The following is a 14720-nucleotide window of genomic DNA, read 5'->3' on the forward strand; positions in this document are numbered from 1 at the left end:
GGCGATATATATGTCAACAAACAGCTACGAACCAAGCGAAATAGAAAATAAATTTTATAAAATTTGTGAAGATAGAAAGTACTTCGAAGTAGATGGCAACAAAGCTATTCAAGAAGAAGGAAAAAACTTCTCTATTATGATGCCTCCACCAAATGTTACAGGTCGTCTGCATATTGGTCATGCACTTACCTTTACACTTCAAGATATCATAACTCGCTACAAAAGAATGGATGGTTACAAGACTCTTTGGCAACCAGGGACTGACCATGCAGGAATCGCTACTCAAAATGTTGTAGAGAAACAGCTTCTAGCAGAAGGAACAACTAAAGAAGAAATAGGACGTGAAAAGTTTTTAGAAAGAGCATGGGCTTGGAAAGCAGAGTCCGCTGGAATTATGACAGATCAACTTCGCAGAATGGGTGTAACCCCTGCATGGGAACGTGAACGTTTTACTATGGATAAGGGACTTCAAAAGTCTGTAAAAGAAGCTTTTGTTCATCTATATAACGATGGTCTTATTATTCGTGGAAACTATATGGTCAACTGGTGTACGCACGATGGTGCTCTTAGTGATATCGAAGTTGAGCACGAAGATCATAATGGTAAGTTCTACCATATTAAATATCCTTTTGCAGATGGAAGCGGGCATGTAGAAGTTGCAACAACTAGACCTGAAACATACTTCGGAGACAGTGCTGTAATGGTACATCCTGATGATGCAAGATATAAAGACCTAATTGGTAAAAAAATCAAACTTCCTCTAATAGACAGAGAGGTAGCTATTATCGCTGATAAGCATGTTGATATGGAGTTTGGAACAGGTGTTGTTAAAGTAACTCCTGCACACGACCAAAATGACTACGAAGTTGGGAAGAGACATGACCTAGAGTTCATTACTGTTTTTGATGAAAAAGGTATTTTAAACGACTATGCAGAGGAGTTTAAAGGCTTAGAGCGTATCGAAGCTCGTGAAGTAATCGTAAAAAGACTTGATGAAGAAGGTTATATAGTTAAGATAGAAGACCATAAACACCAAGTAGGACACTGTTACAGATGTAAAAATATTGTTGAGCCATATATCTCAAAACAATGGTTTGTTCGTAAAGAAGTAGCAGACAAGTCAATCGAGAAAACAAATGCCGGTGAAGCTAAATTTTTTCCTCCTCACTGGATAAACTCTTATAACTCTTGGATGGGCGAACTTCGTGACTGGTGTATCTCTCGTCAACTTTGGTGGGGACATCAGATTCCTGTTTTTTACTGCGATGATTGTGACCATGAGTTTGCATCTCAAGAAGAACATCCAAAAGCTTGCCCTAAATGTGCATCTAAAAACCTAACTCAAGACCCTGATGTTCTTGACACTTGGTTTAGTTCTGCACTATGGCCATTCTCAACTCTAGGTTGGGGAAATGGTGATGTTGAGATGGACAAACTATTTCAATCAGACGATATGAAAGACTTTTATCCAAATACTCTTCTAATCACTGGTTTTGACATCCTTTTCTTCTGGGTAGCTAGAATGATGATGATGGGTGAAAACTTTAACGGACAACTTCCATTTAACCACATCTACCTTCATGCACTTGTAAGAGATGAAAAAGGTGAGAAGATGAGTAAGTCTAAGGGTAATGTTATTGACCCTCTTGACATGGTTAACAAGTACAGTGCCGACATCCTACGCTTTACTCTCGCTATATCCGCTGCTCAAGGTCGTGATATCCGCATGAGTACAGAAAAGCTTGAACAAAACCGTAACTTTACAAACAAACTTTACAATGCATCTAAATATCTGCAGATGAATGTAGAGACTTTCCCGGATATGAAAGGCTTCTGCCTGCAAACTGACCTTGGAAAGTATATGGCATCTCGCTTAAACTTTGCGACTAAAGAAGTTCGTGCCAACCTAGAAGAGTATAAGTTCAACGATGCTGCAACTGTAATGTATAGATTTTTATGGAATGAGTTTTGTGACTGGGGGATTGAGCTAAGTAAAGCAGACAAAGCCTCTATTGTAGAACTTGGCGCAATTTTTAAAGAGGCTATGAAACTTCTTCATCCTTTTATGCCGTTTATCACTGAGTATCTTCATCATGAACTATCGGGAACATCTTTAGAAGATAGTGACTCTATTATGATTATGAACTATCCTACCAAGACTAAAAAGCGTAAAGAAGAAAAAACATTTGAGATTATTATGGATGCTATTGTTTCTATAAGAAGAGCAAAAGTTCTTGTTGATTTAGCTAATCAAAAGATTGAAAAAGCATTTGTAAAAATTGATGGCATCTCAGATGCTGACAAGGAGATGATGCTTCCTTTTATTACAAGACTTGCAAAAGTAACAGAAGTTGAATTTACACAGACAAAGATAAAAAATGCAGTAAGTGATATTGCGGATACTTGTGAGACTTTCATACCTACTGACTCTATTGACCTTAGCTCAATCATCTCAAAACTTACAAAACAAGACGAAAAGTTACAAAAAGAGATAGATAAACTTAGCTCAATGCTAAATAATGAAAGATTTGTTGCAAATGCACCCGAAGATGTACTTGCTAAAAACCGTGAAGCATTAGCAGATGCACAGACCAAACAGGTAAAAGTACAAGAGCAACTAGACTCTCTTAATACATAATATTTTACGCACTGAAACGAACTCGTCCGTTTCAGTGGCAGGGACACATGTCCCTTGCAACCCCCTTATCATGGAGTATGCCATTGGTTAGCATACCTAAAAGCTACGAAAATAAATTTTCGAGAAATACAGAGTTACTTTTTAGGTATATATACTAAAACATCACATTTTAAGCTTTGCATCAAACTTGATGAAGTTGAACCATAAATAAATGAACCTGTATTATTTACTCCATGTGAGCCTAAAACTACTAAGTCATTTTTGTTTTGATTTACAAAGTTTGTAAGAGCACTTGTAACGCCTACTCTATCTTCTATAAGTTCTGCATTGCTTATACTATGCTCTTTTACAAACTTATCAAACTTCTCTTGTTCAAATGCTTGTATCTCTTGTTCAATCTCATCTCTATTTTCATAATTATCTTGGTATCTAAAAGCTATCTCACTCATCTTTTTATAAGCATATACACACTTGATAATTTCATGATTGAAAAAAGCTTTAGAAAAAAGAAGACTCTTTTGTGATACTTCTGAGAGGTCTGTAAATGCTACTATATTTTTGTACGATTCACTAGAGTTATTTTTTACTATAAGAAGTGGAAGATGACTTTTTTGTGCGATGTTGTGTGCAGTAGAGCCAAGTATTGTAGTTGCAAAGTCTTTTTTCTCATTTGCACCTATTACAATCATACAAGCATCTTTGTCTTTTGCCACATCCATAACAAGAATTGATGGCTTAGCTTTTTGAACTTCTATAGAGTAGCTTAAGCCTTGATTATTAACACCCTCTAGCTCTTTTTCTATGCCCTTTATGGCACTAATTTTTAATTTTTCAATCTTTTCATCATTTATAAAGTTACCAAGAAAACCAGTATCTATGGCGTGAGCTATAGTAACTTTTGAGTTATTTCTCTTAGCTACTAAAAAAGTTCTATTTAAAACTTCTTTTGCATTGTTTGAAATATCCAATCCTACTACTATATTACTAAAATTTTCCATATCTTTTTGCACTCCATTATTTTTATATTAATTGTATCACATCTAACACAAACATAGCTTATTGTTTAGTACTTAGTTAGTCTTGAGACAATATTATTGATACTATCTGAAAAAACTTCATTTAAAAATGGTTCAATATCTTTAGATCTATAAGATGGTTTTATCCATTTAGATGCAACTTGACTGAAATTTTGAGTTATGGTTGATGAAGCATTTTTTATAGTAACTTCAAGCTCTATTGTCCCTTTTAAGTTTTTATCAAAATTCTTATCATTATGGATAAACTCTATACTTTTGATGTTTACATTCATAACTAGCTTCGCATCACTTTGCTCAGTTGAGTTTTCAAATCCAGCAATTCTAAGTGCAACTTCAAGAGCATCTTTGTACTTTTTAGCAAAATCCTCTGTAGAGTACAATTCGTGAGCTTTTTTGTTATTTTTTAAAACATAACCTATGCTTCTTTTATCAACACGTATATCTTTTATAGACTCTATAAAAACGCTCTTTTTATCTTTTGAGAGTTCTCCCGTGTATTGTGCATCATAATTTGATAGCATCAAAGATTCATTTTTATATGAACAACCGCTAAATACAAACATCGTAGCAACTATTAAAAACAGATTTTTCATCTTTTTTCTCCTAATTTAATTTAACCTCAGAGTATAACATACCTTCTTATATCTACAAGCAAAATTTCATTAGGCTTTAGCTATAATTCGCAAAATTAAAAACTTCTCTCTAAAAGGCACCTAAAAATTGTTTGATTTAAAAAAATACACATCAACAAACATCAAAAATGATATTCTATCTGGTTTGGTTGTAGCCGTTGCACTAGTTCCTGAAGCCATAGCATTTTCTTTTATTGCAGGGGTGAGTCCGGTAGTTGGTCTTTACACTGCATTTATCTTAGGTTTAATTACTGCTCTTATCGGTGGTAAACCAGGAATGATTTCAGGGGCTACAGGTGCTGTTGCAATTGTCCTAGTAGGTTTGAGTCTTGAAGCAAATGCACTTCTTTCATCGCAAGGTTTAGCTGGTGAAGCTATTGCTATGGGAGTATTACACTATATATTACTTGCTACAGTAATTGCCGGACTTATCCAGATGGGGATAGGCCTTTTAAAACTTGGTAAGTTTATCCGCTTAGTTCCAACTCCTGCCATTCATGGCTTTGTTAACGGTCTAGCGATTGTAATTGCAACTGCTCAGTTTAGGTTCTTTAAAGACCAAGGTTATATGATGTATATTTTAGTAGCTGTTACTATGGCTATTATGTATCTTCTTCCAAAGTATACTAAAGCTGTCCCTGCTGGTTTAGTAGCTATTGTCGGTATAACTTTAGGTGTGTACTTTACTGGTGCTGAGACTCTTTTATTAAGTGGTTTAGCAGATATGAGTCAGTTTGCAGGACAGCTTCCTTCATTTATTATTCCGGAGAATTTACTTAGCCTAGATGCTATCATTATGGTTCTTCCATATGCAGTTATCGTTGCTCTTGTTGGTATTATCGAGTCACTTCTTACCCTATCTGTTTTAGATGAGCTTAGTAATACTCGTGGTTCAGCGAACAAAGAGTGTATCGCTCAAGGAGCAGGAAACGTTACATGTGGTTTCTTTGGTGGTATGGCTGGTTGTGCAATGATTGGTCAAAGTATCATTAATTATACTTCTGGTGGTATAGGAAGACTTTCATCATTTGTTGCAGCAGTTGGGCTTATCATCTTAGTTGTATCTATGAGCGGTGTTTTAAATGCTATTCCTGTAGCTGTTTTAGTTGGAATCATGTTTATGGTAAGTATCGGTACTTTTGAGTGGTCAAGTTTCTCTCGTTTAAGCCGTATGCCAAAGACTGACGCATTTGTAATGGTTGCAGTAACTGTTATAACTGTTGCAGAAGATTTAGCAATAGCGGTTATTGCAGGTGTAATTATCTCTGCACTTGCATTTGCTTGGAAACATGCAAGAATCTTTGCAAAAGTTCATACAGAAGCTGATGGTACCAGAGTTTATGAACTTGACGGTCCACTTTTCTTTGGAAGTGCTACAACATTTGCAGATAACTTTGACATACCAAATGATCCTCCTAAAGTTGTAATTGACTTTAAGGATGCTAGAGTTATGGATTCTTCAGGTGTTGAAGCAATAGATGCTATAACAAAAAAGTATGAAGATGCAGGGAAAAACCTTCTTCTTCGTCATTTGTCAGAGGATTGTAAAGCTATACTAAAAAAGGCTGGTCCACACTGTGCATACGAAGAAGACGATCCAACTTATAAAGTTGCTTACAACTACTAATATTGTTTAGTCTTCACGAGAAAAGCTAAGTTTGTTCTTATTTAAGAATTATATCTTTTAAGCCAAATTGAACTACAATAAATCATGAAAACAAAAAATGATAATATTGTAAATTCATTTTATAAGAGAGCTATATTTGCTCTTATCTTTATTAGTTTATTTAGCTCTTTATTTACATACTATTTTCAACAATATATTTTTTATACCTCATTAGCAGATGAGATTCAACTCAATGTTGATAAGAAATTAGTTAAGTATAATCAAAATTTAAAACTCTCAGACATAGCTATGCTTGAAGAAGATGTAAAATCAATTATGAAACAGATTGGTCTTGTAGTAATCGAAATATATGATAACAAAAAAGAGAAGTTTTTTACCGTCACTACCTCATCAAAAAAATTTGAAGATAAACTAAATCTTATTTCCAAACACTATAATCTTTTTACACACAAATTTCCAATATCTAAGAAGATGAAATATAGTTTTGTAAAAATTTCAGACAAACAGCATTTTTTACAGATTTTTTATCCCATTTATAAAGCTGATAAATTACTGGGTTATATTGAAGGTATATCATATGTTGAACCTATCGTAATAAACAGATTTAAGAGAGGAATTTTTACAACAATAACAATTGTAATTTTAACAATAGCTATCTTTTCACTTTTAATATTTCCTCTAATATATTTTGCATATAAAAAATTAAATGCTCATAAGCTTGAGCTTTTATCTAGTAATATTATGACTATAAATACTCTTGGTAATGCTATTGCACTTAGAGACAGCGACACAAATGAGCATAATTATAGAGTAACACTCTATTCGATTAAATTTGCACAGAGTATTGACTTGGAGCCTGAAAGTATAAAGATGCTAATTAAAGGTGCTTTTTTGCATGATGTAGGAAAAATCGGGATATCTGATAATATCCTTCTTAAAAATGGAAGTTTAAATAAAGAAGAGTTTAAAATCATGCGAAGCCATGTAAATAAAGGTGTTGAACTTATTAGCAAAGATAGCTGGCTAGAAGATGCCAAAGATGTAATTTTATACCACCATGAAAAGTATGATGGTAGTGGTTATCCTAATAATGTGCAGGGCGAAAATATACCAATAATAGCTAGAATATTTACTATAGTTGATGTATTTGATGCCTTGACTTCAAAAAGACCCTATAAAGAGCCTTATGATTATGAAAAAAGTATTAACATCTTAAAAGAGGGAAACAATAAACACTTTGATGGAGAGTTGCTAACTCTCTTTATTAAAATCTCAGGTGAACTATACAGGTATACTAGACTCAAACAAAAAGAAGAGTTAAAAAAAGAGTTAGATGATTTAATCAAAAAATACTTTTTAGAGTAGAGCTAGGCTTTTAACTCTAGCTCTTTTTCTTTTAATTTTATACCCTCATAAGCAGTTTTTACATGCTCAATTTGACCACTGACTTCCTGTTCTTCAAACTCTAATCCATCAGGCTTCTCATCGGAATGAAGTTGAACTGCAGTCTGCTTAAAATTTGGCTCACCTGATTTTGGACAGAAACTCTCATTTGTTAAAGCGTTTACAAGTTGAGTGTTGTAGTGAAAAGGTACAAAAATATTTCCAGGTCTTACACTTTGAGTAACACGAACCATAACATCTTCAACTCTGCCTCTGGCACTTGATATTGCCATTCTATCTCCACTTTTTACTTTGAGTTTAGCAGCATCTTTTGGATTTATATCTATCCAACTCTCAGGAGCAAGATTATCAAGTATCTCTATAGAACGGGTTTTTGTGCGAGTATGCCACTGCTCAACCGTACGACCCGTATTTAAAATGCAGGGAAATTCTGCACATATCGGTTCTGCCATAGGAAACCAATCAGCACTGATTAGATTTGCCTTTTGATCTTTGGTTCTAAATGGTATGTCACTAGAGTAGAGTCTTTTAGTTCCAAGTGGTCTCTCTTCATTACATGGCCATTGAATCCCGCCATGTTCTTCTAGCAATTCATAAGTAATTCCAGAGTAATCACAAAGTTGTCCACGAGTTATCTCTTTAAACTCATTAAATGCATCTATTGGGGTTTTCCACTCAGGAAACAGCATCTCTTTTGCTCCATAAAAATAAGAAGAAAAATCAACTATGATATCAAAGTCACTCTTTGTATTGCCTAGTGGTTCAACAGCTTTATTTGCACGGTTGCATCTACGCTCTGAGTTTGTATAGGTTCCCTCTTTTTCTCCCCAAGTAGCAGCCGCAAAAACTACATCTGCTATTTCGGCAGTATCACTCATAAAAGCATCTTGGACTACCAGCAGGTCAAGTTTAGCTAGGGTTTTACGCAACTTATCTTGATTTACGAAACTCACAAGTGGATTAGTCGCTACTACCCAAAGAGCTTTTATTTCGCCTCTGTCTATCGCATCTATGATTTCTGCATATTTGTAACCTCTCTCTAGCGGTACAATATCCTCAGGAACTTTAGCAATACGTGCATACTCTTTGAGTGCTTTTTCATCGCCAAAATTTCTATATCCTGGAAGTGAAGATGTAAAACCACTCTCTCTGGTTCCCATAGCATTACACTGCCCTGTTATGGAAAAAGGACCTGCCCCCTCACGACCTATTTGCCCTGTTAATAGATGTAAGTTTATAATGGCACTAACAGTATCTGTACCCATAATAGATTGATTAACACCCATAGTCCAAGCACTAAGCACTGCATCTTGAGCCGTAAACTGACGCGCTATTTCATAAAGAGTTTTAACATCAATGCCTGTAATATTTGCTACTTCTTGCGGAGGATAATCTTGCAAATGCTTTTTAAGCTCTTTATAGCCGTTAGTATTTGCTTTTATATAACCTTCGTCTTCCCAGCCCTGCTCCATTATGATGTACGCTAAACCGTTAAAAAGTGCCAGGTCAGTTCTAGCTTTGATGGGTACAAACATATCAGCCATCTGAGAAGTTTTTGAAGCTCTTGGGTCTATAACAATTAGCTTAGGCTTCTTTTTATTTTTGGCAATATGGAGTTTTAGTATAGGGTGATTATCTGCAATATTTGCACCAATCAATATAATAGTATTTGCTTTTTCAAAATCCTCATATGAGCCGACTGGACCATCAGAACCTAAAGACTGCTTATAACCCACAACAGCAGATGCCATACACAGAGTTGTATTTCCATCGAAGTTATTTGTTTTAAGACCAAGTTGAACAAACTTTCCAAGAGTATAAAACTCTTCTGTTAAGAGTTGTCCTGTTGAGATAACGCCAACCGCTTTTTCTCCATGCTCTTTTGCTATACGTTTAAACTCATCTGCAACTTTAGTATATGCATCTTCCCATGAAGCGTAAACTAACTCTCCATCTTTTTTTATGAGTGGAGTAGTAGCACGCTCGGGAGAGTTTATAAGCTGATGTTCACTCAATCCCTTAGGACAGAGTGTCCCCTGATTTACAAAGTGTTTTGGATTGCCTTTTGTATATACAGCTCTGCCATCTTTTACACCGATGTAAAGACCGCACCCTACTCCACAGTAACCACAAGTTGAAAACACCCATTTATCAGGTTTTTTCTCATCACTAATCATTCCAAACATTGGATCATGGGAAAGCTTGTATTTTTCTTCTTTTATATCAAACCCTAAAAAATCTTTTAATTTATTTATCATAGTTAGCTCTTTATGTTTAATTGATACAATTCTAGCACAAAAGATAAATATGGGGACATATTAAAAGTTCATTTATTAATCAATCAGGAATTTATATTGATAAAGATTATTTATATATTTAGCATCTTGTTTTTTTCTACTTCTCACGCTTATACTGTTGAGGATTTAGAGTTTTATACTGAGGCTTGTAAAAGAAACGATTATGTAAGTTGTTCTCATCTAGCAATCATATACGAAGAAGATATTCTTGTAAAACAAGATATGAAAAAAGCATTTAATCTTTACTCAAAAGCTTGCGGGGGTGACTATGCCTTTGCCTGTCATAATGTAGCTGTAACTTACTCAAAAAGTGACAATCAGGCACTTAAAGATATAGCTCTAAAGTTTTATGATAAAGCTTGTGATGGTGGTTATACTGAATCATGTATGTACCTTGGTCGAATCCATAGAGATTCACATACACTGCATCGTGACTATAAAAAAGCTAAAGAGTATTTTGCAAAAGCTTGTGAGGGAAACAATCGTCTTGGTTGCAAAGAGGAAAGAATCCTTAAAGAGGCTGGTTACTAATTACACTTAATCCTCTGCCTAAATTAGGCTAGCTTTAGTGACATAGCGTCTAGCGTAGCTATATGGACTTTGTTCATATAGCGTTCTATCGTGACTTTCCTACGAAGAATCCACCTGCCATGCCAAGAGGAACAACAGTTGAGTAAAATAAAAATCTATCACTTATCTCACTAGCAAATATCAACAATAGTGAAAGAACAAGAGCGATAGATGCAACCCCAAATGAAGACGAACTCAAAAACACAATTGCAAGTAGTGGAAGAAGAACACCACCAAGAATTATAGAGACAAAACGAAATAGTTTTACATTTTTGAAATTCTCATCATAAAGTCTTGCCGTTCTTCTTAACTGATACTCATTTTTTCCCTCAGCACTAAGCGTTCTAATATCTTCATAAGTGAAAAATAGTTGAGCAAGTGCACCTAACATTCCAAGAGAGACTAAGGGAATAGCAACTTCTAACATTCCAAGTACAACAGCGACTAAGCCAAGCATAAAAGCACCTATGTAAGTAACTCCAAAAAACTTCATATTTGTCGTTAGCCTATCCCAAGCCGGTCTTGCTTTTATACGGTAAATCATACTTTGAGCATAGATTCCATAGACTCCAGATGCAAGTGTGATTAACTCAACAAACACTCTTATAGCTTGTGGAACTTCTATAATATATAAAACCACAACTATATTCATAAGTAGAGTAAAGACTCCTAAAGCTAAAGCTTCACGAGATAACCAAGATGTCTTTATATTTTTCGTGGCAGTTAGAGCTAAAAATGGACGGCCAAGATGAAGTGCGGAGAGTGGAAGTCCAAGAGCAGCAGGAAGCATAACCAAAAGAGCCATTATCCAGTTAGCACTCTCAAAACCAAAGAGACTCATAACATCACCTAAAAATAGTGCTAAAAATCCACCAAGAGAGATTTGAGTAAGTACAGTCATAAATACAAGTGGCATCTCTGAGTGAGCAGGTTTTAAAAGATGTTCATCCATCTCTTTCATTATCTCTGGTAAGTTCTCTGGCAGTGTGTATCTTGTAGTTGAGTTTGTAATAGATGCATCTGGTAAAAACGGCATATTTGCATTTTTTACCATATCTTCATCTAACCATTTTTGAACATTTACAACTTCTATCTCAATAGCTCCAGATGGACAAGCTTGAACACAAGCAGGAGTTTGACCGACATCCAGCCTCTCATGACACATATGACACTTAGTTACTATCTTTCTCTCTTCATGGAAAGTAGGAACTTCATATGGACAATTCCAAGTACAATACTGACAACCTATACAAGTATCATCATCATGAACTACGATTCCAGTCTTGTCTATTTTTATGTAAGAATTAGTTGGGCACCCTTTTAGACATTCAGGGTCGATGCAGTGATTGCAGCTCATAGAGTTAAAGAGTTGAGTGAAAACTGGAAACTCACCACCCTCCATCTCTCCAACTCTTCTCCACTTTATATCTGCAGGATTATTATTTTGCTCATTACAAGCAACTTCACAGCATCTACAGCCTACACAAGCAGTTGCATCAAAGTGAAACCTATACTGTTCACCCTTTTGAAGCTTTGGAATGTCAATAGAGTAATTACCACACTGCATGCCTGTTTCAGCTTTGTGGTCTATAAAACTTTCCAACGGTGTTTGCATAGTTTCAATCTCCATATGTTAATGAAAATATTATACAAAAAAATCTATTTATATCTGATTCAGTCAATGCTTAAATTTTAATCAATTATACTTTTAGCAATCTTTATTATTAAATCAAAAAACTTGTTTCTAATTATTAAAACAACCTTAATTTACTGATATAGAAAAACAATGTATTTTTCATGCTCTAAGCCCCCTATTATAGGTTAATTAGAGTACATTTAAATATTTTTCAGTGCTTATTTTTTCTACAATTTTTAATAAGTATTAAAAATTAATATAAAAATTGTATATTTATTAACCATATAATTGCTTATTTTCTTGACTTATATCAACTTTTCATCTTAACTATTTATAATAAAATCAAATTGTCATATTTTATATTAATAAAGGAGAACAAATGGCAGATTCACTAGATGTCTTAAGCACACTAAAACTAGTCTATACAATCTACGCAATAGTCGCAATATCTCTTATAGCTTGGTATGCTTTTCGTATTACACAAAAAGGGGAAGTCAAACCAGCGAGAAAAGGAATTTTCTGGACTTATGTAGTAACTCTTATAGTTATGGGGACGGGACTACACTTTCTTACATTCAACCTTGTGCCTTGGGTACCTATGGATTTAGACAGACAAAACATAAAAGCTGAAAAAACTTTTAAAATCACATATAAAGATCACGTTATAACACTTGATGAAAAACCTATGAGAGTTCCATGTGAAAAGTATGTTGTTTTTGATGCATACAGCGAAGATTTAACTTACGGTTTTGGGATTTTCAGACAAGACCATACACTTGTTACACAGATGCAAGTTGTTCCAGACAACGGAAATGATTTGATGTGGAGATTTAACAAAAATGGAACTTACTATATTCGCTCAACTGAATATTCAGGCCCAAAAGGTGCACATATGATTGTAGAAGATGCTGTAGTTGTCAGTGGTTGTAAAATTGATGACACAAACTCAATGAAGAGAGGAGAATAAGTATGAGTTTTTTAAATAAACTTCTTGATGGACATGAAGGTGGACTAAAACACGAAGGCATGACACCGATGCAAAAAATAGCAATGCGTTTTGTTGTTATCGGTCTTCTTTACTACGGTTTAGCTGCTCTAGAGGGTATGATTATGAGATTATACGAAATTAAGCCTCTTCCTTTTATCGATGAGACTCACTTCTTCTCAATTATGACAGTTCATCCTATGGTTGGAATCTTTGGTTCTTCATATATGATAGTCTTTGGAGCATTCTTATTTCTTACTCCATTTTTGATGGAAAAACCTATCTACTCTCTTAAGATGGCTAACGCTTCTTGGATGTTTATCGGTGGTGGTACACTTATTATGTGGCTTGCAGGATTTTTATTCTCTTACGCTCCACTCTACACTCTTTACTGGCCGCTGCCTGCTGACACAGAGCAGTTTGCTGCTATTGGCGGTATAGTTTATATAGTTGGTGTTGTTGGCATTATGATAGGTACATTTCTTTATACTTACAATGTATTTAAAACAATTGTATATACACCACCTGGTTGGGAAAAACAGCCATCAGGTGAGCTGTTAAAGTCAGCGCTTGGTATTACAGCTCTTATGAACTTCTTTAAAAAGAAAGATACTGAGCACTTAGTTCCACTTCCTATCGCTGCTATTGCCAGAGGTACTATTGATGTTGGGCTTAATGCTATTGTTATTAGTAGTGCGGGTGTTTTAATCCTTATCTATCTTGTCGCAAATGGTCTTTTTTCTATGGATATGCAAGGTTCATGGGTAGATGCACTTCTTTATAAAAATATCTTCTGGTGGGGTCTTGACCTTGTCGCTGATGGACTTGTTCTTGTTTTTGTTGCCGGTACTTGGTATCTGCTTGCTATGATGATTTCAGGAAAAGATCTATATATGCAAAATATTGCTCGTGCGGCTCTTTTTGTTGAAATGGTAGTTTCTTGGACAGTTTGGTCTCACCACCTTATGAGTGATCAGGGACAATCTAACTTCTTAAAAGTTCTATCAGGAGAGGTTGTAACTGCATTTGAGCTTGTAACTCAGGGTATCGCTGTATTTATTGTTTTAACAACACTTTATAAAGCAAAACCTATCAAAATGACCAACGAATTAAAGTTTCTTCTCGGTGGTATTTTAGGTTTTATGTTAGCTGTTCCTGCAGGAATTATCCAAGCTGACTTAGGAATGAACAGAATTTTACATAATACTCAGTGGATTATCGGTAACCATGTTCACGTAGCTATCTTAGTCGGTCTTACCATGACTCTTTACAGTGCTATATATGTTCTTTTTCCGATTTTAACAAATGGCGTAAAGCTTTATTCTCAAAAACTGGCAAACGCTCACTTTTGGTTACATCTTGTTGGTGGTATCGGTATGGGTGCATTTATGGGTATGGCAGGAATAGACGGAATGCTCAGACGTACTATTTACTACAATGGTGAGTATAACACATACATGATTTTAGCTGCTCTTTGTGGGGCTATGATGATGCTGGCTTTTGTGCTGTTTCTTTACAACATCATTATGAGTATAGGACTTAAAGGTCTCTTTGGCATATATGCTCCAGCGACAACAAATACTCATGATTGTTTACTTGAGACAAAGCCTTTTTATAAAGAATAACTTAAAAAGCAAGGAAAGTAAAAAATAGACATTAGTTTATTAACAATATTACTTCAAAGAACTATGCAAGAGCTAAAAATCTTGCAAGTTTGATTTTTTAAATACTCTTTGTTGTATTTCATTTCTAAAATTTGAGCAAAGAGTGTTTTGATAATCAAACTATAGAGTAAATTATATATTTGTCTCTATTTTGGTTAACAACTAGTACGGTAATAGCTTTAAATATTATTGCTATTATGAATGATTTAAGTACTAACTTGTGATCTTTA

General features: G+C 34.8%; 10 protein-coding genes. 6 read left to right on the forward strand and 4 right to left on the reverse strand.

The window, feature by feature from the left end; translation table 11 throughout:
* Positions 1 to 10: 10 nt before the first annotated feature.
* Positions 11 to 2638 (forward strand): valine--tRNA ligase, encoded by a 2628-nt coding sequence (locus tag ACLHDE_RS10410; RefSeq protein WP_415396352.1) that lies wholly within the window; start codon positions 11 to 13, stop codon positions 2636 to 2638.
* Positions 2639 to 2772: 134 nt separating this feature from the next.
* On the opposite strand, the gene ACLHDE_RS10415 is transcribed toward ACLHDE_RS10410, so the two are convergent.
* Both ACLHDE_RS10415 and ACLHDE_RS10420 read right to left on the reverse strand, forming a co-directional pair.
* The gene (locus tag ACLHDE_RS10415) at positions 2773 to 3636 is read right to left on the reverse strand and encodes a universal stress protein (RefSeq protein ID WP_415396353.1); all 864 of its coding nucleotides are present in this window, start codon (positions 3634 to 3636) and stop codon (positions 2773 to 2775) included.
* A gap of 65 nt (positions 3637 to 3701) precedes the next feature.
* Entirely contained in the window at positions 3702 to 4268 is a 567-nt protein-coding gene (locus ACLHDE_RS10420; RefSeq protein ID WP_415396354.1) for a YajG family lipoprotein, read from the reverse strand.
* A gap of 127 nt (positions 4269 to 4395) precedes the next feature.
* Here ACLHDE_RS10420 and ACLHDE_RS10425 point away from each other — a divergent pair, with 127 nt between their 5' ends.
* Positions 4396 to 5934, forward strand: a complete 1539-nt coding sequence (locus tag ACLHDE_RS10425) for a SulP family inorganic anion transporter (RefSeq protein WP_415396355.1) — start codon at positions 4396 to 4398, stop codon at positions 5932 to 5934.
* Between the two features lie 84 nt (positions 5935 to 6018).
* A complete protein-coding gene (locus ACLHDE_RS10430; RefSeq protein ID WP_415396356.1) occupies positions 6019 to 7299 on the forward strand; it encodes an HD-GYP domain-containing protein in 1281 nt (426 codons plus the stop codon).
* A 2-nt stretch (positions 7300 to 7301) separates the two neighbouring features.
* Here ACLHDE_RS10430 and ACLHDE_RS10435 read toward each other — a convergent pair whose 3' ends face one another.
* Positions 7302 to 9596 carry a molybdopterin oxidoreductase family protein gene (locus ACLHDE_RS10435; RefSeq protein WP_415396357.1) on the reverse strand — a complete coding sequence of 765 codons (2295 nt, stop codon included), beginning with the start codon at positions 9594 to 9596 and terminating at the stop codon, positions 7302 to 7304.
* Between the two features lie 96 nt (positions 9597 to 9692).
* Here ACLHDE_RS10435 and ACLHDE_RS10440 point away from each other — a divergent pair, with 96 nt between their 5' ends.
* Positions 9693 to 10166, forward strand: a complete 474-nt coding sequence (locus ACLHDE_RS10440) for a tetratricopeptide repeat protein (protein ID WP_415396358.1) — start codon at positions 9693 to 9695, stop codon at positions 10164 to 10166.
* Positions 10167 to 10251: 85 nt separating this feature from the next.
* On the opposite strand, the gene ACLHDE_RS10445 is transcribed toward ACLHDE_RS10440, so the two are convergent.
* Positions 10252 to 11820, reverse strand: a complete 1569-nt coding sequence (locus tag ACLHDE_RS10445; RefSeq protein WP_415396359.1) for a DmsC/YnfH family molybdoenzyme membrane anchor subunit — start codon at positions 11818 to 11820, stop codon at positions 10252 to 10254.
* Positions 11821 to 12220: 400 nt separating this feature from the next.
* On the opposite strand from ACLHDE_RS10445, the gene ACLHDE_RS10450 reads away from it, so the two are divergent.
* A complete protein-coding gene (locus ACLHDE_RS10450) occupies positions 12221 to 12808 on the forward strand; it encodes a cytochrome C oxidase subunit II (RefSeq protein ID WP_415396360.1) in 588 nt (195 codons plus the stop codon).
* A 2-nt stretch (positions 12809 to 12810) separates the two neighbouring features.
* Entirely contained in the window at positions 12811 to 14451 is a 1641-nt protein-coding gene (locus ACLHDE_RS10455) for a cbb3-type cytochrome c oxidase subunit I (RefSeq protein ID WP_415396361.1), read from the forward strand.
* Positions 14452 to 14720: the final 269 nt, after the last annotated feature.

Origin of the sequence: Sulfurimonas iocasae (assembly GCF_047716755.1) — a bacterium.
In the GTDB taxonomy this organism is placed as follows: Bacteria; Campylobacterota; Campylobacteria; order Campylobacterales; family Sulfurimonadaceae; genus Sulfurimonas.

What these genes read in the sequence shown, in the direction of transcription:
- ACLHDE_RS10420 (WP_415396354.1), bottom strand. Translation starts at nt 4,268, where the DNA reads ATGAAAAATCTGTTTTTAATAGTTGCTACGATGTTTGTATTTAGCGGT.
- ACLHDE_RS10445 (WP_415396359.1), bottom strand. Translation starts at nt 11,820, where the DNA reads ATGCAAACACCGTTGGAAAGTTTTATAGACCACAAAGCTGAAACAGGC.
- ACLHDE_RS10410 (WP_415396352.1), top strand. Translation starts at nt 11, where the DNA reads ATGTCAACAAACAGCTACGAACCAAGCGAAATAGAAAATAAATTTTAT.
- ACLHDE_RS10455 (WP_415396361.1), top strand. Translation starts at nt 12,811, where the DNA reads ATGAGTTTTTTAAATAAACTTCTTGATGGACATGAAGGTGGACTAAAA.
- ACLHDE_RS10435 (WP_415396357.1), bottom strand. Translation starts at nt 9,596, where the DNA reads ATGATAAATAAATTAAAAGATTTTTTAGGGTTTGATATAAAAGAAGAA.
- ACLHDE_RS10430 (WP_415396356.1), top strand. Translation starts at nt 6,019, where the DNA reads ATGAAAACAAAAAATGATAATATTGTAAATTCATTTTATAAGAGAGCT.
- ACLHDE_RS10450 (WP_415396360.1), top strand. Translation starts at nt 12,221, where the DNA reads ATGGCAGATTCACTAGATGTCTTAAGCACACTAAAACTAGTCTATACA.
- ACLHDE_RS10415 (WP_415396353.1), bottom strand. Translation starts at nt 3,636, where the DNA reads ATGGAAAATTTTAGTAATATAGTAGTAGGATTGGATATTTCAAACAAT.